The organism is Ktedonobacter racemifer DSM 44963, assembly GCF_000178855.1.
GTDB lineage: Bacteria > Chloroflexota > Ktedonobacteria > Ktedonobacterales > Ktedonobacteraceae > Ktedonobacter > Ktedonobacter racemifer.
In genome coordinates, this window is sequence record NZ_ADVG01000004.1 from 146,592 (window position 1) to 166,133 (window position 19,542).

20 protein-coding genes and 1 pseudogene are annotated in these 19,542 nt (G+C 51.3%); 14 read left to right on the top strand and 7 right to left on the bottom strand.

Annotated features, from left to right (window positions below; genetic code table 11):
- Nucleotides 1-66: 66 nt before the first annotated feature.
- Nucleotides 67-528, bottom strand: a complete 462-nt coding sequence (locus KRAC_RS42125; protein ID WP_007917951.1) for a pentapeptide repeat-containing protein — start codon at nt 526-528, stop codon at nt 67-69.
- A 700-nt stretch (nt 529-1,228) separates the two neighbouring features.
- On the opposite strand from KRAC_RS42125, the gene KRAC_RS42130 reads away from it, so the two are divergent.
- The 7 genes from KRAC_RS42130 to KRAC_RS42160 all read left to right on the top strand — a co-directional run bounded on the left by KRAC_RS42130 (nt 1,229) and on the right by KRAC_RS42160 (nt 8,307).
- Entirely contained in the window at nt 1,229-2,155 is a 927-nt protein-coding gene (locus KRAC_RS42130) for a TIGR03621 family F420-dependent LLM class oxidoreductase (RefSeq protein WP_007917953.1), read from the top strand.
- Between the two features lie 212 nt (nt 2,156-2,367).
- Nucleotides 2,368-4,389 (top strand): hypothetical protein, encoded by a 2,022-nt coding sequence (locus KRAC_RS42135; protein WP_007917954.1) that lies wholly within the window; start codon nt 2,368-2,370, stop codon nt 4,387-4,389.
- 233 nt (nt 4,390-4,622) lie between these two features.
- On the top strand, nt 4,623-5,018 hold the full coding sequence (locus KRAC_RS42140; RefSeq protein WP_007917956.1) for a helix-turn-helix domain-containing protein: 396 nt from the start codon (nt 4,623-4,625) through the stop codon (nt 5,016-5,018).
- Between the two features lie 868 nt (nt 5,019-5,886).
- Nucleotides 5,887-6,387, top strand: coding sequence for an IS1/IS1595 family N-terminal zinc-binding domain-containing protein (locus KRAC_RS42150; RefSeq protein ID WP_007905782.1), 501 nt, complete (start codon nt 5,887-5,889; stop codon nt 6,385-6,387).
- Entirely contained in the window at nt 6,348-6,698 is a 351-nt protein-coding gene (locus KRAC_RS77015) for a hypothetical protein (protein ID WP_244422494.1), read from the top strand. The genes KRAC_RS42150 and KRAC_RS77015 overlap by 40 nt, the downstream gene beginning before the upstream one ends.
- Nucleotides 6,683-6,940 carry a hypothetical protein gene (locus KRAC_RS77020; RefSeq protein WP_244422495.1) on the top strand — a complete coding sequence of 86 codons (258 nt, stop codon included), beginning with the start codon at nt 6,683-6,685 and terminating at the stop codon, nt 6,938-6,940. The genes KRAC_RS77015 and KRAC_RS77020 overlap by 16 nt, the downstream gene beginning before the upstream one ends.
- 287 nt (nt 6,941-7,227) lie before the next feature.
- Nucleotides 7,228-8,307 carry a DUF2891 domain-containing protein gene (locus KRAC_RS42160; protein ID WP_052569101.1) on the top strand — a complete coding sequence of 360 codons (1,080 nt, stop codon included), beginning with the start codon at nt 7,228-7,230 and terminating at the stop codon, nt 8,305-8,307.
- A 413-nt stretch (nt 8,308-8,720) separates the two neighbouring features.
- Here the strand turns inward: KRAC_RS42160 and KRAC_RS42165 are convergent, their stop codons facing one another.
- A complete protein-coding gene (locus KRAC_RS42165) occupies nt 8,721-9,107 on the bottom strand; it encodes a VOC family protein (protein WP_007917962.1) in 387 nt (128 codons plus the stop codon).
- 167 nt (nt 9,108-9,274) lie between these two features.
- Here KRAC_RS42165 and KRAC_RS42170 point away from each other — a divergent pair, with 167 nt between their 5' ends.
- Nucleotides 9,275-9,694: a hypothetical protein gene (locus KRAC_RS42170; protein WP_007917963.1), complete on the top strand. Its 420-nt coding sequence runs from the start codon at nt 9,275-9,277 to the stop codon at nt 9,692-9,694.
- On the opposite strand, the gene KRAC_RS42175 is transcribed toward KRAC_RS42170, so the two are convergent.
- Complete coding sequence (locus tag KRAC_RS42175) at nt 9,683-10,399, bottom strand: IS6 family transposase (protein WP_007917964.1); 717 nt, start codon at nt 10,397-10,399, stop codon at nt 9,683-9,685. The genes KRAC_RS42170 and KRAC_RS42175 overlap by 12 nt on opposite strands.
- 115 nt (nt 10,400-10,514) lie before the next feature.
- Here KRAC_RS42175 and KRAC_RS42180 point away from each other — a divergent pair, with 115 nt between their 5' ends.
- The 5 genes and pseudogenes from KRAC_RS42180 to KRAC_RS80120 all read left to right on the top strand — a co-directional run bounded on the left by KRAC_RS42180 (nt 10,515) and on the right by KRAC_RS80120 (nt 13,548).
- Nucleotides 10,515-10,787 carry a hypothetical protein gene (locus KRAC_RS42180; RefSeq protein ID WP_007917965.1) on the top strand — a complete coding sequence of 91 codons (273 nt, stop codon included), beginning with the start codon at nt 10,515-10,517 and terminating at the stop codon, nt 10,785-10,787.
- A 67-nt stretch (nt 10,788-10,854) separates the two neighbouring features.
- Nucleotides 10,855-11,706, top strand: coding sequence for an aminoglycoside 6-adenylyltransferase (locus KRAC_RS42185; RefSeq protein ID WP_007917966.1), 852 nt, complete (start codon nt 10,855-10,857; stop codon nt 11,704-11,706).
- A 778-nt stretch (nt 11,707-12,484) separates the two neighbouring features.
- Nucleotides 12,485-12,670 (top strand): annotated as a pseudogene (locus tag KRAC_RS80115) (IS3 family transposase); the annotation flags it as partial.
- A gap of 94 nt (nt 12,671-12,764) precedes the next feature.
- Nucleotides 12,765-13,292, top strand: coding sequence for an IS3 family transposase (locus KRAC_RS69665; RefSeq protein ID WP_040446988.1), 528 nt, complete (start codon nt 12,765-12,767; stop codon nt 13,290-13,292).
- Nucleotides 13,273-13,548 carry a Tn3 family transposase gene (locus tag KRAC_RS80120; RefSeq protein ID WP_075164528.1) on the top strand — a complete coding sequence of 92 codons (276 nt, stop codon included), beginning with the start codon at nt 13,273-13,275 and terminating at the stop codon, nt 13,546-13,548. Before KRAC_RS69665 ends, KRAC_RS80120 begins: the two co-directional genes overlap by 20 nt.
- 153 nt (nt 13,549-13,701) lie before the next feature.
- Here the strand turns inward: KRAC_RS80120 and KRAC_RS42200 are convergent, their stop codons facing one another.
- The 3 genes from KRAC_RS42200 to KRAC_RS42210 form a co-directional block, all read right to left on the bottom strand.
- Complete coding sequence (locus KRAC_RS42200) at nt 13,702-14,373, bottom strand: dihydrofolate reductase family protein (protein WP_007917968.1); 672 nt, start codon at nt 14,371-14,373, stop codon at nt 13,702-13,704.
- A gap of 54 nt (nt 14,374-14,427) precedes the next feature.
- A complete protein-coding gene (locus KRAC_RS42205) occupies nt 14,428-15,060 on the bottom strand; it encodes a helix-turn-helix domain-containing protein (protein ID WP_244422496.1) in 633 nt (210 codons plus the stop codon).
- A gap of 760 nt (nt 15,061-15,820) precedes the next feature.
- Nucleotides 15,821-16,789: an aldo/keto reductase gene (locus KRAC_RS42210; RefSeq protein ID WP_007917972.1), complete on the bottom strand. Its 969-nt coding sequence runs from the start codon at nt 16,787-16,789 to the stop codon at nt 15,821-15,823.
- A 256-nt stretch (nt 16,790-17,045) separates the two neighbouring features.
- On the opposite strand from KRAC_RS42210, the gene KRAC_RS42215 reads away from it, so the two are divergent.
- Entirely contained in the window at nt 17,046-17,993 is a 948-nt protein-coding gene (locus tag KRAC_RS42215; protein WP_007917973.1) for an AraC family transcriptional regulator, read from the top strand.
- Nucleotides 17,994-18,875: 882 nt separating this feature from the next.
- Here the strand turns inward: KRAC_RS42215 and KRAC_RS42230 are convergent.
- Nucleotides 18,876-19,481 carry a DinB family protein gene (locus tag KRAC_RS42230; RefSeq protein ID WP_007917975.1) on the bottom strand — a complete coding sequence of 202 codons (606 nt, stop codon included), beginning with the start codon at nt 19,479-19,481 and terminating at the stop codon, nt 18,876-18,878.
- Nucleotides 19,482-19,542: the final 61 nt, after the last annotated feature.

The following is a 19,542-nucleotide window of genomic DNA, read 5'->3' on the forward strand; positions in this document are numbered from 1 at the left end:
GTATTCAGCCACACTACAGTCATAAATACATATCTTCTCCCAAAAATCCCTAGTGTGCAAGGGCGCTTAATCACCGCCACCAAAGATACGCCTAAGACCTGATCGCCTTTTTACATTGTCAAGTATAGCTCCATCTAAGTTAGCAGCATCAAGAATTGTCTCTCGCATATCTGCTCTGGTAAGATTCGCTGCTTGCAAATTGGCAAAACTAAAATTAGCTTGTCTCAAATCGGCATCCGTGACATCAGCGCCGGTCAGATTCGCGTTACTGAGATCTGCAGCCGTCAAATTAGCGGAGCGAAGAATTGAGATACTGAGATTAGCATCTTTCAAGTTGGCACCTTCGAGGTTCGCAGAAATAAGGTTGGCAAAGCTCAGGTTAACCTGACTAAGATTAGCCCCTTTCAAATCCACCCGGCTGAGATTAGCTTTGCTCAAATCAGGTTGTATCTTTGGGTTTGCCTGTCTCCACTGATTCCAGTAGTTCGTTCCCTGTTTGAGAACATAAAGATGTTCCTGGCGTGCCATTTCTTTGCTCCTTTACCCAGGTATGTTAGCAAAATATGAGGAAGAATCAGGCAACGAAAATAATAAAGGTACGATAGCAGCTAGATTAGAAAGTTAGTATATAATTTACTTTCCTAAGCAATTCCAAAATTTCCCTTTTAGCTGCTATTACCTATCCTATCAGGTAACACGTTTTTCGATGAAATACACACAAGTTTGTTTCTTCTGCTTATCAATTCGAAATAAGAAAATTTTAGAGAAACATTAACAATTAATGCAAAAGGATAAAACAGAAGATAAAAATTGGAATGCTCTCATCAATGCCTAACCTCAGAATCTTGCGTTACGTCATAACGATCATGTTAGGAAACTTGGTGCTTTCTGTCAAGAAACTCTACAAAATAGCTACTCATGGCCATCAGCTCCCAATTTATAATCGTAGCCAAAATTGTTACCTTTTTGTAACATCTAAGTAAAAACGCAGAATATATGTTACACTCAAAACGCCCATATTGATGGGTTTTAACTTATTGGAACCAGTATCACCTTAGTATGTTGTTTTAATTGTGGTAGTAATACTTGATGCTTTCTATACTTCACCACTAGCCTGCTCTGTTCCTCAATTAAAGCAACAACAATCTTTGGAGACCTGGAGCAATTACCCTACGCAATCGATCCAATATGTGCTTATTTTGTTCATCACGACAAGGAGTTCTTTTCTATGACAAGCATTCGTCCATTCCGTTTTAGCATTGTAGCGGAGGTGGCAAAATCACGCAAGGAATGGCTTGACAAGGCTTATCGCGCAGAAGATCTTGGATATACAACCTTGCTAATGCCAGATCATCTCGGATTTGATGTCGATCCCATTGTAGGCCTTATGGCAGTTGCAGATGCCACATCTTTACGTATTGGTAGCCATGTTTTTTGTAATGACTTTCGCTATCCCATTGTCTTGGCACGCCAGGCAGCTAATCTCGATCTCTTTTCAGAAGGACGTTTTCAGCTTGGTCTCGGATGTGGCTACCTCGCTGAAGAATATCACCAGGCTGGCATCTCTCTAGATCCTGTTGGAGTCCGCATCTCGCGTTTTGAAGAGGCTCTTCAAATCATTAAAGCATATTTCCGTGAAGAGCAAGTGACATTTTCTGGCAAACACTATCAAATTCAAGGGTTGAAAACGGCTATCAAGACTATGCAAAAACCACATCTTCCCATATATGTTGGTGGTGGCGGGAAGCGTATTCTTTCAATTGCTGCGCGGGAAGCTGATATCGTAGGACTAGTCGCTCGTAACAATTCTAAGGGCCTGGACTGGACATCTGCCCTACCCGATGCAAATAGAGAAAAACGGCAATGGGTACGCGAGGCAGCAGGAGAGCGTTTCTCGCAACTAGAGTTTAGCTCAACCATTTTTATTGCTGCAGCGACTGACCATCCACAGCCTGCTGCTCAAAAAATTGGAAGTCGTCTAGGCTTAACGGCTGAACAGGCTCTGGATTGCTTGCATATACTTATTGGCACTACCGATCAAATGGTTGAGGAATTACAAAAGAGGCGTGAGCTCTTTGGCATCTCGAATATTGAAGTAACTGAACCACATATGGAAACTCTTGCGCCAGTTATCGCACGCCTGGCTGGGAAATAGGAGCGCAATATATCACTCATCTTGCGGCATAAGAAATCTCCATGTTTATGGAGAAAATACAACCATTTTTTCGATAAGAAGCGATGTTATACTCAGCCGTTTGAGTTGCATAATTTGCATACGTCTATGTATCTGGTGTCCCTTTTCCATCTGGGGACCATTTTTGTTGAATATCTCGTATTGCCGTTCTCTTGAAAAGAAGGATGAAAACAATGAAGACATGGATGCGCCGCCCGGCTCTTTTGCTGGTCGTCGCTTTCCTGGTAGTGGCGTTCGTGGCTGGCTTCCCATTCGCGAAGAGTGGGATGTCGCAGGTGCACGCTGCTACTGTTACACCGACCATTAGCGTGTCGCCTCACACTGTACGTCCCAGGCAGAAGATCACAATCACTGGCCAGGGATTTGCGCCGAATGACACGGTATTTGTTTTTCTGGATCAACTGTATTATCCTCTCGGGAATCTGACCTGTAATGGCAATGGCGATTGCTCCGGCTCGGTGACTATACCGCTGACCGGCCCGCAGGGGCAGCACATGGTTCTTGCCCAAGGTTCCCAACCTGGTGAAGCGGTTGTAAATGCGCCTATCATCCTCAATCCGACAATTTTCTTTAATACTTCCCAGGGTCAGCCTAACCAGGGCGGCCCCGGAACCAGTACTGCGATAACTGGGTATGCATTTCAGCTGAATGAAACTGTCAGTGTCTACTGGGGGGATGCGACAGGTACCCTTCTCGGAACGGTCACGAGCGACAGCTATAGTGGCTTTTTCACTTTTCCATTTATCACGCCGACACATGTAGCTCCTGGCAAATATCCTATAACGGTTGTGCGCTCAGGACAGAAACCTGCCTCGGTAACAACGACTTTTACCGTAGTGCCACCTACTGTGACTGCGGCCGCCGGCATTCGTAGCGGACAGTTGCTGAAATTCCAGATCAAAGGCTTCCAGGGTAACGAAAATGTCACTATCAGTTGGAATGCCAACGGCGGTCAACAAATAGGCGTGATTCAAGCAAATTATTATGGCTTCTTTGCTAGCCCAAGTTACGGGCAAGTCTTTATCCCCTCGGCTCCTCTCGGCTCGTATACCCTTACATTTACTGGCGAAAGCAGCGGATTGCAGGTCAGTGCGCCACTCAATGTGGGGCCTGGCATCCAGGTAAATGCGTTGAACAATCCAGGTGGCACTATTCCGGTATCTGGCGGCGGATTTCGTGCCGGGGAAACGCTAAATGTCTTTATTGTCGATCAGAAAAATGCTACCAGCATTTCAGTGACGACGGCGGCTGATGGCAGTTTTCAGACAAATCTTGTCGTTCCTCTCAGCCTTATCCCTGGCCCGCAATATCATGTCGAGGCAATAAATAGCGACGGCTCTGAGAAAGCGACCGCCTTTTTCTATATTCTTGCACCAAGCATCAGCTGGGCTAGTTCGGATATCTACAATCAGAATAATACCGCCGCCTATGGCTCTTCTGGAACCATCAGTGGCCAGAACTTCCCGGCAAACGAACAGATCACACTCTATTGGAACTATCAGCAAGCTGGACAGGTCGAGGTGGGAACAGTGCTAGCGGCTGCCGATGGCTCATTCTCTTTTGACCTTACTACCCCGAGCAGCCCTTTTACCGGCAATGCTACGATCGAAGCAATTGCTTCAACTAGCACATTTACGGCATCCTACCAAGTGCAGCCACAACCCACCGTTTCACTTAACCCAACCAGCGTTCTGGTGGGAAACACGGTCAGTATCAGCGGCGGAAGCTTTGATGGAAATGCCACCGTCAGCATTCAACTCGCAGGGTCGACAAGTGTTGTTGGCACTGCTACCGTTGCCAGCGATGGAACCTTCACGGCCTCGCTTACCATCCCTTCGAACATCAAGGGAGGCCCTTCAAGTGTTTCTGTGTCGGATGGCACCGTTAGCTCAAGCGTTCCCCTGGTCGTTGACGTTCCACTGATCATTACGCCTACCACGGGAAGCGCTGGCACAAGCATCTCGGTGCAGTCTCCGAATTTTAGCAACACTGGAAATAATTTGCTCTGTGTTACTGAGCGACCGTATATTGCCTGGTATGATCCCACGGCGGGTACTTCACAGTATCTAGCCTCGGCTTGCTGGTTTCCTGGGACGGTGACCGCCCCGGCGAATCTCGTCAGTGGGCGAACATATGAGGTCGAGCTAATTATGGGTGGCTATGTAATCGGTCAGGCTCCCTTCACTGCCCAATAACGTCCATTTTCTCCTGGACCAAACACATCGAACCGACCTGGTGCGTTGCAACGCACCAGGTCGGTTTATGCCGCCCCTCATTCCGCTATTAGGGGTACTTAGAGAGGATAATCCTTCAACGACACTAGATACCTTGTGTTTCAAAAAAAACGGATGGGACTTCTCGCCTCTTTTCTTGGCACCGGTAAGCAAAGATGGATATACTGAGACAAAAAAGAAGGAGGCAAACAAGCATGCGCCGCTATACCGTTACCTTGACCAAGGAGGAGCGGGACTATCTCAATAGTGTCGTGCTCCCTACGGGGACCGAATATCAGCGGGTAGTTGCTCATGTCTTGCTCCTGGTTGATTGCAGTCAGCCAGAACGACAACTGGATGTTAAGATTGCAGAATCGGTGGGAATTGCACAGCGTACAGTGCTGCGTATCAAACAGCGTTGCGTGGAAAAGGGGATGCACTTTGCACTTGGTCGCACCAATGGTCAGCATCTGAATTATCCTGATCCGGCCAAAGTCGCACTTGCCCAACAGCTGCGTGAGGAGGGCAAGAAACCCATGGAGATTTGCACCACACTAGCAATATCACGTCCAACTCTGTACAGATGGTTTCGAGATGCAAAAGAGGGATAAGGCGAAAAGAGGGGAGCCTTCTCTCTAGAACACGAACGTGTAACATTACTGCTTACCCGCGGGCAGCCATGGCTGGAAATCCCTCGTCGCACAGAATGCGATTGGGAAACAGCTCCCAAGGGACCTTACTCATCCACGCCAAGCACACGCTTATGGTTTCCAAGCGCACTGTCTTTGGTAAAGGAGGTTCGAAGCTCCCCCGCCACATCCGCTGGCAGGAAATCATGGTGATCGCTCGGTCTCGTTGGCGGGCACACATCTACCTGATTCACAACAACAAGTGGAACAGCAAGTACAGCCGTTTGTTATGCCTGGAGGAACAGGTGTCTGAGGACAAGAGCTTTCACTGAGACACCAGTTGCTAAATCACTTTCATGGAGATCTGTTAAGATATCCCACCATTCAGGATTTTCCCGAAGAATCTCAGCGAATTTCGCATCGGGAATTTCGGCTGCAATACTAGCAGCGACGTGCTCGTAAGCAGTGGGCTGGAGTTCACTCTCGGGAACATTGAGCTCTCCCGAACGAACTCGAACCTCTTTGAAGCGGCGGAACTCTCGCCGTTTTATTGCCTTCGAGCAACAATCCCGTGTTAAGGGTCTTGTCGGTACGAAAATATTCCCCATAGCGGGTACGCGAAATCCTTTCTCGTTCCCCAAAGCAACTCATCCCTGAGCCATGACGATGATGAAGTGCTACCTGTGGTATAGTATCACATCATCAGTTGAGACAAAAGGTGTATTCCAGGCGACGAACAATATATATGACACAGTCTACTCGCGATGCGGCTCACCCTATATCGCCTCTCAGCGAAATTTGGGTAGTGACTCCGGAAGGGGGTGATAGAATAGAGAGGAGGAGGTGAACGATGAACAAGCGAGAAGCAGAGGAGCAGAGCAGTCTGCCAACGTGTCCCAATCCCGCATGCTCAGGGCCGCGCGTTGTGCGCAATGGCAGCCACCGGGGACGGCAACGGTATCTGTGCCGCACCTGTAAGACGTACTTTGGAGCAACGCAAGGCACGCCGATGTATGGGTTGAAGACGCCTGCCCCCGAGGTAGCGCAAGCGCTCTTGGTGGTGATGCGGCGCGGCAGCTTGCGGGCTGCCGAGGAGATCACCGGGCACAAATACGAAACGATCAGTGTCTGGCTCAAGCGAGCAGCAGAGCATGCCGAGGCCCTGACGCAGGTGATGGCTTGCGATCTGCACGTGAGCCAGGTGGAAATCGATGAGTTCTGGTCGTTTGTCCAGAAAAAAAGGGGACTGAAGGGGCGTCCGACGAAGGAGCACGCTGGGCTTGCCTCGTCCAAGATCGGGAGAGCCGCTTCGTGGTTGCCAGTGCCACCGGACCGCTGGGCGAGAACCTGATGACGCGGGCCGTCAGCAGGACGGTCCTGCGAACCCATCGCCGCCCGCTCTGCTGGTTTAGTGATGGCTGGCATGGCTATGCGGCCATTCTCCATCGTGCCTATCGCCAACCCCAGTCGCGTCAGGGCAAAACCGGACGGCGCAAGTTGGTGGTGCCTGACACCGTGTCGTTGACGCAAACAGTCAAACACCGTGATGAGCATGGACGCCTCCTGTCAGTAGCAATCCGCATGGCGCGATGGGAGCAAGCCAGGGACCCGCCGGGACCGTGCACGTGGAGCGACTTCATGGAGCGTTGCGTGATCGGTTGAATGCGCTGACCCGCAAGACGCATGCTTTTGCCAAACGAGACGCGACCTGGGATGCGCTGGTCGGCTTGCAGATCTTCGATCACAATTTCCATCGGGCTCATTACGCTCTACGCCTGCCGCTTCAGATTGTCGATGGCGTTCATCGCTATCACCATCGATCTCCAGCAATGGCTCTGGGCGTGACTGATCATCTCTGGTCCTTCCAAGACTTGTTGACTACTCGACTCCCTATCACCTCTTAGAGGAGTCACTACCCACAAAAGGCAAGAGACCGATTTGGCCTCTCTCCGCATTTGAGTGTTGTAAATTTGATAATTAAATGGGCGAATTGTTAAAAATCTTGACAATTAAATGGGCGAGCAAGCAACCAATGCGAAGCAGCCAGCAGAGCCGAAAGAGAGAACCCACAGCAACTCTCAATTTTTTTCTACACACTATTGCACGTTTTGCCGCCCATGGAATTGGAAAGATTCCGCCCACAGAGTTCCAAAATTTACAGCAAAGGTAAGAAAAAACTGAGAGGAGCAAAATGATGGATAGTATCACTCAATGGGATACGATATTGCGTGCCAACGCAACTGACTATGTGCGTGTGGCACTGAACAATATCGAGCGAGAATTTCCGTACGCTGTTCACAATGTGATGCAGACACCCGGTGATTTCCCACACCGGCCTCGCGAGCAATCGCCAGCTTTTTATGGCAGCTTCGATTGGCATTCCTGTGTAGAAATGCACTGGTTATTGGTGCGGCTTCTGCGCCGTGCTGGCGACATTGTGCCCCAACAGGAGATTCGTGCCGCTCTAGATGAACACTTCACCGCAGAGGCATTGGCAGCAGAGGCGGCGTTCATCGGCCATCCGATGAATGGTAGCCGCGAACGCCCCTATGGTTGGGGGTGGGCATTACAACTGGTGCATGAAATTATAACTTGGGATGATCCCGATGCGCGGCGCTGGGCAACGAACATTGCTCCACTAGCCGAAGCGTTAACAAATAATTTTTTACATTGGTTGCCAAAAGCGACCTATCCAGTACGGCATGGTGTACATTCCAATAGTGCCTTCGGACTCTCGCGGTCACTGCCCTATGCCTATGAACGAGCGCGAGCTGGTGATGCCGCACTGCTCGAAGCCATTACTGCTAACGCTCACCGATGGTATGATGGCGATACCAATTATCCCGGTCAATTTGAACCATCGGGGACAGACTTTCTATCACCTACATTGGTCGAGGCTGAACTGATGTTGCAACTTCTGCCATCTGACAGATTTGCTGGCTGGTTGGCTGCCTTCCTACCCGGGATTACGGACGAAAAACCAGCGGCCCTGTTTACTCCGGCAGTCGTTTCAGATGCCAGCGATGGTTTCATTGCTCACCTACATGGGCTTAATGCCAGTCGTGCTTGGTGCTGGCGTCGCATCGCTGAGAGCCTTCCTGCAGGAGATCCACGGATCGAGCCTGCGCTGGCGGCCGCATGGACACATGCGCATGCAGTTCTCCCACATGCCACGGGTGATGACTACATGGTCGACCACTGGCTGGTCTGTTTTGTTGTACTTATGCTTAGCGAAAGCCATCAAGTTCATAAACATATGCGAGGCGCGTAGCTATCCTCAGCAGGAAAGGCAGATCAGGGACCTTATTCCTCACTTTATTTTGTTGCAACTCTTCTGGAAGTGAGTTTTCATCCCGGGTGGTGTCGCCTTGTGTGATTTGACATTGGTCTTGACCAATTTGGACATTTAATGGTTCGTCAAGAGGTTGGACACTTTGGCACATACACAGGTTTGGTGAAGGATGAGCTTATGAGGGCAGAAGTGATCCTTTCCTTGAACGCAAACTCCAGAGTATTTACAAGGTTATTGAAGAAGTCTCACCAAATCTGTGTATGTGCCCACGCGATGCGCAACGAGAGGTATATGCCCAGCTTCCTCTGGATGCAGAGGAAGCTGGATGCAGAAAAAGCTTGAGGTACTGTCAACCAGCGAACACAGGACATGAAGCGCTGTGTCCTTGCCCGTTAGGTGGCCGAACCATAGGGACGGGTGAGGATTTCTAGGCCGTGCCCAGTTGGGTCGCGGAAGTAGACGCCCCATCCGCCGTGATTGGTATTGATGCGACCGTGCAGGGTTGCCTGGGGATCAGCCCAGTGTTCGATCCCATCTTGGAGGATACGCGCATAGATCTCGTCGAAACTTCGGTCATCGACGAGGAAGGCGTAATGCTGCATCTGGATGTCGTTGATGCCTGGTTCAGCGAACTGGAGGAAGACGCCCTCGTCCAGCCTGACAGAGACGAATGGTCCCCAGGCGGTTGGTTCGGGAAGGCCAAAGAGGTGCGTGAAGAAGGTTGCCGAGACGTGCCGATCTCGGGCGGCAACGATCGTGTGGTTGAATCTGATAGACATGTCTATCCTCTCACAGTATGGCGCCTCCATGTCTGACGCTGTCCGCCACCGACATGCGACGCTCTTTCTATGATACCATCCTCACTCAGGCAAGAGCAAATGAGGGGCGAAAAGGGCAAAGGGACGCCACTCGGAGCAGCCAGCCGGTCCGAGGGAGAAAGAACTGCATGATGGCTCCAGAGAGGCAAGTGTTAGGCGCTCTGGAGACCAAGAAAAGCGGCAAAGGGATCGGGAACGCCGAAGAGCGTGATCGTCACCTGACACGCCGTTGGAGTGCGCCGATTGCGAGCCAGGCGCTCTTGAAACGTGAGGCGATAGTGCGCACGTTGCGCGCGGGAGATGACTTCAGGCGACGCAGCAGGTGGAGGAGCAAGAGATGGATGAAGCTCTACCTCCAAGTGCTGGGAACGCACCAGTTGGATGCAGGTGCGCCGATAGAATTTGCGATTCCAATCGCGCCAGAGAACTGGGGCCGTTCCGATGGTATTGTCAAGTTAATGTTTGAAGTAGCGAGAAGTAGCGAGAAAACGCTTGCTGAGAGAACAAGAGGAGGTGGGAACTGGAGAAAAGGCCCATTATGCAGCTGATTTTTTGGTGGTAACCTCATTCCAGATCTCAAATCGTTCCTGTATAAGCGCACGATACTCTGAGGCGTTGAGATGATGCCTTCGGGGTCGGAAATGATCGGAAATGGGGCCAAAGGCCGAGAGGAAGCGCTGAGCGTGACCAGGAGATGTGAAACGTCGCATGGTTCGTTCACGTTGTCTGGTGGGCTGATGCGAATTCTCAGCTCGATTGTTCAGGCCTTTGTGTTGTCGATGCTCGACGCTGAGCAGGATTTCCTTCTTAGCTGCAGCATAGCTGGCCAGCTTGTCAGTGATGATGACGCGAGGCGCGTACTCGAGTCCCTTTAAGAGCTTGCGAAAGAACTTCTTGGCCGCTTGTTTGTTGCGTCGACTCTGTACCAGAATATCGAGCACGTTGCCATGTTGATCAATCGCACGCCACAGATACTGTCTTTTGCCCTTGATCGTCAAAAACACCTCATCCAGATGCCACTTGTCTCCCGGCTTTGCGCGGCGATGCCTCAGCTCATTGGCATACATTTGGCCAAAGTTGAGGCACCACTGACGGACGGTTTCGAAGGTGAGCACAACTCCACGCTCTGCCATGAGTTCTTCGACATCACGGAAACTGAGCGAAAAACGGAAGTACAACCACACGCAATGACTGATAATCACGGGCGGAAAGCGATACCCTTTGTAGGGTGAAGATGAGACGCTCTTTTTCATGAGGGTATTCTATCATGCTATTCAGCTTTTGTGTGTAGCTTCATCAACTTGACAATACCCCATTCTGGACATCGCCTGGGTAGCAATCAACCGGATTCGCCGCGGTCAGAATCCGATGAAGTTTGATATCCTCCATTTACACTATCGCCAGACCCATCTTCATTACCGGTTGCTCTTTGGCGGACTAGGGGCACGGCAGATCTGCATCATCCTCTATAGTGTCACATTTCTTTCAGGCCTTCTGGCCCTAACCCTTCCCAGTAGATATAAAATTCCCGGCTTCGTGCTCGTCGCTCTGACAATGGGTGTCCTGCTCTGGTGGAGTCGACAGTTACAAGATAAACGTGAAACCCAACAGGGAGTAATAACTGGCGAGCAATCGAAATAGCTTGAAACTTCAACTCCGAAATAGTGATCTCCAGGATCATTGTAGAGAAGAGAATGGAGGCTCACACATGTCTGAAACATCCGTACGCAGGGAGATGGTACAACGTATTGTCAATAGAGGGCAGCATGATCATCGCATTGTCGGTCTCGTTGACTATGGTTCTGCCGGCGGACATGAAGTTGATTCCTGGTCCGATATCGACGTCGCTGTCTTTCTCTATGATGCGCAATTTGAGACCTTTACATCGGCACTCCCGGAGTGGCTTGATCAGTTGGGAGTACTTCTCCTCTTGATAAAGAATGAGACAACAGGGCATCCTCTCACACGTGCCGTCTATGATGTGGAGCCGCTCCCCTTGAGGGTAGATATGGTGTACTATCGTCTGGGAGAAATGAGGAATGCCTTGCGTTGGCCACAGATTCCAACGGCAGATACGGCGAGTGTCTGGTATGATGCGACCGATGGGCAACTGACTTTCTACATGCAACAGCTAGCTGATCAGAATTTACGCCCGTCGGATCTGCGAGAGGCTTTTGAGCAGACAGCGCAGAGCTTTTGGTATTATCTCCTCGATAGCGTCTGCAAATTGCAACGTGGGGATCAGTGGGGTACCCGCCAACTCATCCACGTCACCGTTGTTCCTCCACTCATCAGGCTCCTCAGGCTGGAAGGAGACGCTCTTTCCCGCTGGTATGGATATCCGACAACCCAGGGAATCGAACGCGCGCTCTCGCCTGAGCGTCTGGTCCGGCTCAATGCCTGTAGGCGCTGGTCCTCCATGCTCGCCATCCGCTTACTCCCTCCTCCACAGAGACGATGGTCTCCATCAGGGTATCCATCCATAGATACAACTATACTGTGCAAAAAAAGAAAAATCCATACAAACAAGAGAAATTTTACTTTATCTCATTTTAGATAGAAATAAACGAATATACGCCTAGAGCGGAGAGCCTTCGTCTGCCTCCTCTTCTCTTTGCGCGCAGCAGCCCCCCATACAGACGACACGTGCTAGAACTCGTGCATCGGCGCTCCTGATTCCTCTGATCTGGCAAGGTGTGCGCGCAGAGCGATCAAGGTACCCAAATGACTATAAGAATACGGGCACTGAGAGATTCGACTGCCAACAATAACACTCCTGTTTCCTTATGGGGCTATCGCTCCTTCTCGCGCAGCATCTTCCCGCAAAGGAAACGTCCGTCTCGCCTCCACCTCCCTCCTCCCCAGAAGCGAGACAGGCACATGGAAGAGATCGGCCATGCCCTATGCACTCGCACCTCGATGCGTCGCCTGGAGGAGAAACACAGAGAACCGCGGAGAGAGAAACATAAACCAAACAGAAAGTGGAGGGCATCTTCCTCCAACAACGCAACATATCCCACTGCTCCAGCAAACACACAAGCAGAAGAAAGGTCATTCCTCAATTTCAGCGCTTTTTGGCGGCCTTTTTTCTCCAATCAATGAGGAAACAAGCAGTGTTTTCTCTCAAGAAGAGGAACGTCGGAGAGAACCTGCAAAGCCACTTGAAGTATCTACCCGGGAAAGAAGAGGTCAGCTTCTCGACCTCGCAGAATTCGCAAACATATGCCTCATTTAATTTTTAAATCTACAATAAAAAAAGCGCTTGCCATCTTTTCGCGCAGCCAGAGCTGAGTTATCCCTTTATTGAGCAGCATGCGAAGCTGTATCCAGTGAGTACCATGTGCCGGGTGTTGCAGGTGAGTGTCAGTGGCTACTACGATTGGCGCCATCGCGAACCGAGCGCTCATGAGCGAGAAGATGGCGAACTGGCCAGGGAGATCCACCGGCTCTTTCATGCCTTCCGAGGGGTGTATGGCAGTCCACGGATTCATGCCGAGTTGCGCAGCCGGGGCATGCGTTGCTCGCGGGAACGCACGGCTCGTTTGATGCGAGAGATGGATTTGTGCGCCAAGCCGAAACGAAGCAAACCGGTTGGAACGCGCACGACGGGCTGGAGTGATGCCAGCTCCCAACGTGCTCGACCGCGAGTTCACAGCCCTAGCTCCCAATACGAAGTGGGTCAGCGATACCACCTTTTTCTGGACCAGCGAAGGATGGCTCTACGTGGCCGTCATCCTGGATCTCTTTTCGCGCCTGGTCGTGGGCTGGGCCATGGGAGAACACAACGATGAGGAACTGGTGAGCCGGGCGCTTGACATGGCCCTCTTGCGTCGTGATCCTCCAAAGGGGATGCTCCTGCACTCCGACCAGGGGAGTCCCTACACCAGTCATGGATATCAACACAAGCTGGCTGAGCGAGGCATCGTGGTGAGCATGAGTCGAACGGGAGATTGTTACGACAATGCAGCCATGGAAAGCTTTTTCAGCACCCTCAAAGGGGAGTGTGTGGATCGCACACGTTTCGCCACCCGACAAAAAGCGCGACAAACGATCTTTGAATATCTCGAATGTTTTTATAATCGCGTTCGCCGACATTCCACCCTCACATACCTGAGTCCGGTGGAATTTGAACAACGGATGCGCTAGATTCCGAGTTTCTTCCCTCCCAAAAAGTCCGGGAAGCCCAGTCTATCTCACCAAAGCAATTGAGACCCTGCGCAAACGAGGTGAAGAGATTCCAGAAGCCACTGTAGCGCATATTGCGCCACTGGGATGGGAACACATTCGCCTGATTGGCGACTACCATTTCACCCCACAATCTGGGCGGTCCCTGGAAAATCTGCGCCCGTTGCGTTTCCAAGAAGAGGACGAGAGCGGTTCAAAAGAGAAATCCGTCCAGTAAACGGTAAAAAAACGCACTCCTGGTGGTTCGACCATTGGACGCAGGAGTGCGGAGCGGAGGGGATCGCGCCAGAACTCGTGGGGATACCGCTCGCTAAAACCCATTTGCAGGCTCAAAAGATCGCGTAAGGTACAGGCACCGCAGATGATAGGTTCATTGCGTCTCTCTTTCTCCATCACCAGTATGGTGTGATGATTCCGAATCAAAGATCACCGTCTCCTGGCCCACCTCTACTTCGCCGTACTTGAGGCCGCCCGCGCGTTCGTAAACATGCAGAACTGCACCAGTCGTGTTCAGTTGTGTATCGACAAGGCGAAAACTGCACGGGATCGTGCCTCCCTCGAACAGACGTTTACCAGTACCGAGAACGACAGGAAACTGCCAAATACGTAGGGTATCAACGAGATTGTGCTGAAGGAGGGTTTGGATAAGATTGCCGCTGCCGTGGACCTGAATCTCACCGCCTTCCTGTGCCTTGAGCTTCACAACCTCCTGGGCAACATCGCCCTTGAGCAGGATGGAGTTGTTCCAGTTGACCTTATGGAGCGTCCTGGATGCGACGAACTTCGGCCTCGTGTTGAGCGGTTCCACTGGATCAGTGGACTTGGGCCAGGAGCCCGCAAACATCTCATAGGTTTTCCGACCGAAAAGAAAGACGTCGGCATGCCTCGTCCACTCGGACATGACCTCGCCGAACTTCTCATCGATATAGGGGACGAGCCATCCGCCATGTTGGAAGCCACCGTCTCGATCCTCGTCAGGACCGCCGGGTGCCTGCATGACACCATCCATCGTCACGAAAGTGCCCACAACCAATTTTCTCATGTTTCTTATCTCCTTGTCTTCCGAGTGTATTGCCTCAAACAGGGCTATCCTAACTCATTCAAAGAGATCAGTATTGTACAGAAACGACACCTGCCCCGACTGATTTCTATCCTTGATTTGTGCAGGCGTCCACCCGATAAAACGTTTCAGTTCTCTAATCAAGTGTGACTGATCGAAATAACCTGCCTGGTAAACCACGTCTTGAATGGATATGCCTTGTTGTAAGAGAATCGTCGCAAGACGCGCGCGTTCAATAAGGCGAGCATCAGTATAAGACATCCCGGTAGCGGTGAGGAAACGACGCTGTAAAGAGCGTGCTGACAGAGTGTTTGGTTGACCGCGTAATACAGATTCGATGGCAGGTTCAACCACCAGTAGACCCTCGCGCACGAGCCGATCAACAAAGGTCTCGGCATTTTCATAGCTCGGAAACTGCCACCCCGATCCATGCAGCCAGAAGGATTGGCGCGTCGCTTCAGGCAAAGTCACCCCTCCATCCACCAGAGTAGAGGTGGGAAAGAGGGGCATAAATGTGCCGAACTTGAACAAAATACCGGTCCATTCGCCATCTGCCGGACAGTACACCTTTGTCGCTCTCGTTTCCGGCCCCTGTATGTCGAGCGTGATTTTGCCTTGAAGCCTTGTGACAACCATCATCCAATGAGAGGCGGCAATCGACGTAAACATCCCACACCCCTGGCTATAGCTACTCCAGACCCTTTCCACGAAAGGGGAATCCGATGGTCTTTCCCTGAAGATAACCCTCACCCCTGCAACTGCTTCCATACGCAACACCTTGAATAGAACTTATGTTTCACATCAATATAAAGCAAAACAGACACACTGTCAATAAGAGGTTGTGTTGTAAGAAGTGAGAAGGTGTAAATCACGGAATGAAACTGGTGGATTCGAAGAGAATTTTTACAGTTAAACTGGCGGTAAGACAAGCAATAGCATACAAAACTTTTGCATCTCCTCACAGTTCTGGTTCTGTCAGAACTGAGAACACCAAGGTGCGCAAGACCTTCAACGTTTCTCAGAAGACACCTCGCCGTAACATGCTTGACGTATGTGGTCAGTGCAATGTGAGCAAAAAGTGGTAGCCACATCGGTCTGAGCGGCAAATAGTGAAACGGTTGAGACTCTTCCATTGTGTAAAGAAAGAACGATCATTTGGTGCAAACCGAAAGAAGCTAGAGAAACGCGATAGAGGGCGCTCACTAAACGTCCGAGGAGGATACGATCAAAACCGTGCTCATTGTCGAAGATGGGGTATTGCTATAGGGTAGGCGGCTGGCGAGGACTCCTCGCCAGTCGCCTACCCTATAGTGCCGGACCTATGTATGATGATTTCCTTTTATCCTGGTCATGTTCGAAGCGTTCCTGTTCTATCCGGTCAATGGTCAGGCGAGCGAATCGTTCCTGGTCACGAAAAACCCACAGGAAGCTAGAGGATGTAAGGTGCTTCGAGCCGTCGTATTTCTTCATCGCTCAGTTTGAGATCAACTGCCGCGACAGCGTCCGTTAGATGTTGTGGTTTGGTCGCGCCAACAATAGGCGCAATCACCGCCTCCTTATGCAGCAACCATGCCAGAGCGATTTGCGCCATGGGAACCTGGCGTTCTTGGGCAATGGTTCTCACGGTCTCGATGATCTGCTGGTTGGCTTCCTCAGTCTTGGAGTAAAGGGCTTTCGTAAACTGGTCGGTTGCACTACGTTGGGTTTGCGCATTCCATTCGTGAGTTAATAGGCCTCGCGCTAGCGGACTCCACGGGATCACCCCAATCCCCTGGTTGAGACAGAACGGCAACATTTCCCGTTCCTCTTCGCGCATGAGCAAGTTGTAATGGTCTTGCATCGAGACAAAGCGGGTCCAGCCATGCAAATCAGCCACATACTGTGCTTGAACAAACTGCCAGGCATGCATACTGCTGGCACCGATATAGCGCACTTTGCCGCTCTTCACCAGATCGTGCAAGGCTTCCAACGTTTCTTCTATCGGAGTATCGGGGTCGTAGCGATGAATCTGATACAGGTCGATATAGTCCGTCTTGAGCCGCTTCAAACTCTGCTCGACTTGCGCAAAGAGAGCGGCCCGGGAGAGTCCAGTATCTTTGGGACCCGGCCCCATCGGGAAAAAGACCTTGGTCGCAAGAATCACCTCGTCGCGTCTGGCCAGCTCAAAGAGGACTTTGCCGATAATCTCCTCACTGGCACCGAGCGAATAAGAATTAGCCGTATCAAACGTCGTAATCCCCGCTTCCAGAGCTTGCTTAAGAATGGGCCGAGCCTCGTCGATCCCGAGCGCCCACTTATTCGCGTTATACGTGTCAAGTGATGAGTCACCAAAACCCATACAGCCCAAAATGATCCGTGAAACTTTCAACCCTGAATTGCCTAGCCGTTTGTATTCCATCTCTCTCTCCTTTGGATTGTTGGATAGCCAGCGTAGAACGCTGAGTATGGAAGAACCTCTTTCAGTTCCGTCTCTATCAGTCCTTCTCCTTCGCTCTTCGGAGGCTGTTCAGAACTGTTCGGTGTTGCCTCCTGCTCCCCTGGTGGTCATTATAGACGCGCCTTCACACCAGGTGATAGAATGATTCTCGCCAATGATTGTCTGATTCTGCACGTCTTCCAGACCTGCCAGCGATGAAACCGGAGGAGAGGTTTCGATGAGTGCCATGATCCACAAGCCAGCAGAACGCGAAGCGAAGAGGCTCGCAGCCAATCGCGAAGAACTGAGCGAGCGAATTGGGCAGGCCATCAGTTTCGATGGGACCAGCCAGCCGCTCCAGGGGTTGCATCTGTCCCGCTCCTCAGCCCCTTTCAAGTCGCATCACAGTGTCCTTGAGCCATCCTTGTGTGTCACTGCTCAGGGAAGCAAAGAAGTGCTTTTTGGTGAGAACCGCTACCAGTACAATCCCATGCATTACCTGCTTCTCACCGTCGAGATGCCCAATGTCTCTCAGGTTCTGGAAGCCTCGAAGGAGCGGCCCTACCTCGGTCTTCGCCTGAAACTGGACCCCGCCCTTGTCAGTGCAGTGATGCTTGAGGCGAGCTACACCTTACCTCCCGGCACGGCCCATACGAGGGCCATTGACGTCAACCCATTGGATATCCATCTGCTGGATGCCATCGTTCGGCTTGTCAGGCTCCTGGATACCCCTGACGAAGCGCCGGTTCTTCAGCCACTGATCACACGGGAAATTATGTATCGGCTTCTAAAGGGAGAGCAGGGGAGCAGGCTCCGACACCTGGCGATCCAGGAGGGCCATACCACCCATATTAGCAGAGCAGTTGCGCTACTCCATCAAAACTTCGACCAGCCACTGCGTATTGAGACTCTCGCGCACGAACTGGGTATGAGCGTCTCAGCGTTCCACCACCACTTCAAAGCCGTCACAACGTTGAGCCCTCTGCAATTCCAGAAGCAGTTGCGACTCCAGGAAGCACGACGTCTGATGCTGAGTGAAGACCTCGACGCGGCCAGCGCAGCCTATCGTGTGGGCTACCAGGACGCCTCCCACTTCAATCGTGAGTACAAAAACCTCTTCGGTGCCCCCCCGATGCGCGACGTTCAACGGTTGCGGGAAGAGGCTCTCGCTTTACCCAGCCAATGAGCCTGAACGCCCATCCGATAGAGTGCATGATACGCTCCGCGCAACAGGCCGCATTCTAAAGGGCTGACAGGGTTGATCGGATTCTCTTCATCGGCACATCCAGAAAAAAGAAGAGGATTATTCCGGGTGCTCTCGTTGAACCCACTTGAGTTTGGGCACCGTGCTCCCTCCAAATGGGCTGGTGCATCAATCGTACCCAGATTTTTCTCCATTTGAGGGTCCACAGGCGTTTTTTGCTCACTTTGCGACTTCCCACATACGTCAAGCACGTTACGACGAGATGTCACCACGGCACTACCACATATTCTCGCGCAGCATCTTCTGGCAAAGAGAACGCCCATCTCACCTCTACTCCCTCCTCCCCAAAAGCGAGACAGGCACGTGGAAGAAATAAACCATGCCTCATATACTCGCACATCAATGCGTTGCCTGGAGGAGAAGCACACAGACCGCGGAGAGAAACAAAAAGTGGGATGCATCTTCCTCCAAGCAACGCAATGTATCCACTGTCTCCAGCAAACAAACAAACAGAAGAAAGGCCTTTCCTCAATTTTAGCGCTTTTTGGCGGCCTTTTTTCTCCAATCAATGAGGAAACAAGTTGTGTTTTCTATCAAGAACAGGGAAGGTGGAGAGAGCCTGCAAAGCCACTCGAATTGCACACGGGGGAAAGAAAAGGTCAGTTTTTCAACCTCAAATACTTCGTAAAAATATGCCTCATGTAATTTTTAAATCTACACTAGGTAACCAATTGGCCACCTTACCACTTTAGCGACAACACCAGCGCATCTGTACTTCCTTTGGATGCTCTTATGAGCCATATCTTTGCCTTCCTCACTCCGAAAAGGTCCCTTGAGAATGCACTCAGGGCTCCTGATCGTGCCTTATGCATCCGGCTCGGTCAGGGACCATGGGGTGAGGTGTCCGCCTTTGTCACCAAGTTCAGGAACGTCAATGCCTTGCAGGCCGAGCATCAATGCAAGCTGCCCGCCGTGATGCAGGTCGTGGGACATGATACGCCAGATGGTCCATTGGCGTGTCACCGCATATATTTTGCCCTCTCCGATGTGCCGATAGGTCTGTGCCAGATCGGCCACCGTCCAGGTGTTGAGGGTTGTTTCGATCATCTGCCAGCTCGACTCCAGCCACTTGAGCGATTCGCCGGGGGTCTTTGTCAGCGTCTCCTCCCATTGCAAATTGGCCTCCATCCATCTGTTGAGCTCGTTGATATCCCCGGCGTTGAACTTTTCACTTGCCCAGGGAGCAATCTGACGGGCGAGAGCAGCAGATCCAGGGGCACTCATCTTATAGAACCACCACAGCCGGGCGCCAGCGATATGGGCGATTAGTTCGTTCACCGAGGACTGATTGGGTGCGGGGCGCCATGCCAGTTGTTCTGGCATCAGTGGAGTGACGGCATGCATCAGGGCCTGCTGGTGGCTATCCCAACCTTCGTAGGCGATCTTCAAGAAAGGGGAAGTCGTGGTCATGAAAATATCCTCTCTGTATGGTGAGGTGGGAAACAAAATATGAACATTTGTCTCTCGCCAT

Bases quoted from the DNA above. Each gene is read 5' to 3' on its own strand.
- KRAC_RS42125 (WP_007917951.1), bottom strand. From the start codon at position 528: ATGGCACGCCAGGAACATCTTTATGTTCTCAAACAGGGAACGAACTAC.
- KRAC_RS42130 (WP_007917953.1), top strand. From the start codon at position 1,229: ATGACAAGCATTCGTCCATTCCGTTTTAGCATTGTAGCGGAGGTGGCA.
- KRAC_RS42135 (WP_007917954.1), top strand. From the start codon at position 2,368: ATGAAGACATGGATGCGCCGCCCGGCTCTTTTGCTGGTCGTCGCTTTC.
- KRAC_RS42140 (WP_007917956.1), top strand. From the start codon at position 4,623: ATGCGCCGCTATACCGTTACCTTGACCAAGGAGGAGCGGGACTATCTC.
- KRAC_RS42150 (WP_007905782.1), top strand. From the start codon at position 5,887: ATGAACAAGCGAGAAGCAGAGGAGCAGAGCAGTCTGCCAACGTGTCCC.
- KRAC_RS42160 (WP_052569101.1), top strand. From the start codon at position 7,228: ATGATGGATAGTATCACTCAATGGGATACGATATTGCGTGCCAACGCA.
- KRAC_RS42165 (WP_007917962.1), bottom strand. From the start codon at position 9,107: ATGTCTATCAGATTCAACCACACGATCGTTGCCGCCCGAGATCGGCAC.
- KRAC_RS42170 (WP_007917963.1), top strand. From the start codon at position 9,275: ATGATGGCTCCAGAGAGGCAAGTGTTAGGCGCTCTGGAGACCAAGAAA.
- KRAC_RS42175 (WP_007917964.1), bottom strand. From the start codon at position 10,399: ATGAAAAAGAGCGTCTCATCTTCACCCTACAAAGGGTATCGCTTTCCG.
- KRAC_RS42180 (WP_007917965.1), top strand. From the start codon at position 10,515: ATGAAGTTTGATATCCTCCATTTACACTATCGCCAGACCCATCTTCAT.
- KRAC_RS42185 (WP_007917966.1), top strand. From the start codon at position 10,855: ATGTCTGAAACATCCGTACGCAGGGAGATGGTACAACGTATTGTCAAT.
- KRAC_RS69665 (WP_040446988.1), top strand. From the start codon at position 12,765: ATGCCAGCTCCCAACGTGCTCGACCGCGAGTTCACAGCCCTAGCTCCC.
- KRAC_RS42200 (WP_007917968.1), bottom strand. From the start codon at position 14,373: ATGAGAAAATTGGTTGTGGGCACTTTCGTGACGATGGATGGTGTCATG.
- KRAC_RS42205 (WP_244422496.1), bottom strand. From the start codon at position 15,060: ATGTTTACGTCGATTGCCGCCTCTCATTGGATGATGGTTGTCACAAGG.
- KRAC_RS42210 (WP_007917972.1), bottom strand. From the start codon at position 16,789: ATGGAATACAAACGGCTAGGCAATTCAGGGTTGAAAGTTTCACGGATC.
- KRAC_RS42215 (WP_007917973.1), top strand. From the start codon at position 17,046: ATGAGTGCCATGATCCACAAGCCAGCAGAACGCGAAGCGAAGAGGCTC.
- KRAC_RS42230 (WP_007917975.1), bottom strand. From the start codon at position 19,481: ATGACCACGACTTCCCCTTTCTTGAAGATCGCCTACGAAGGTTGGGAT.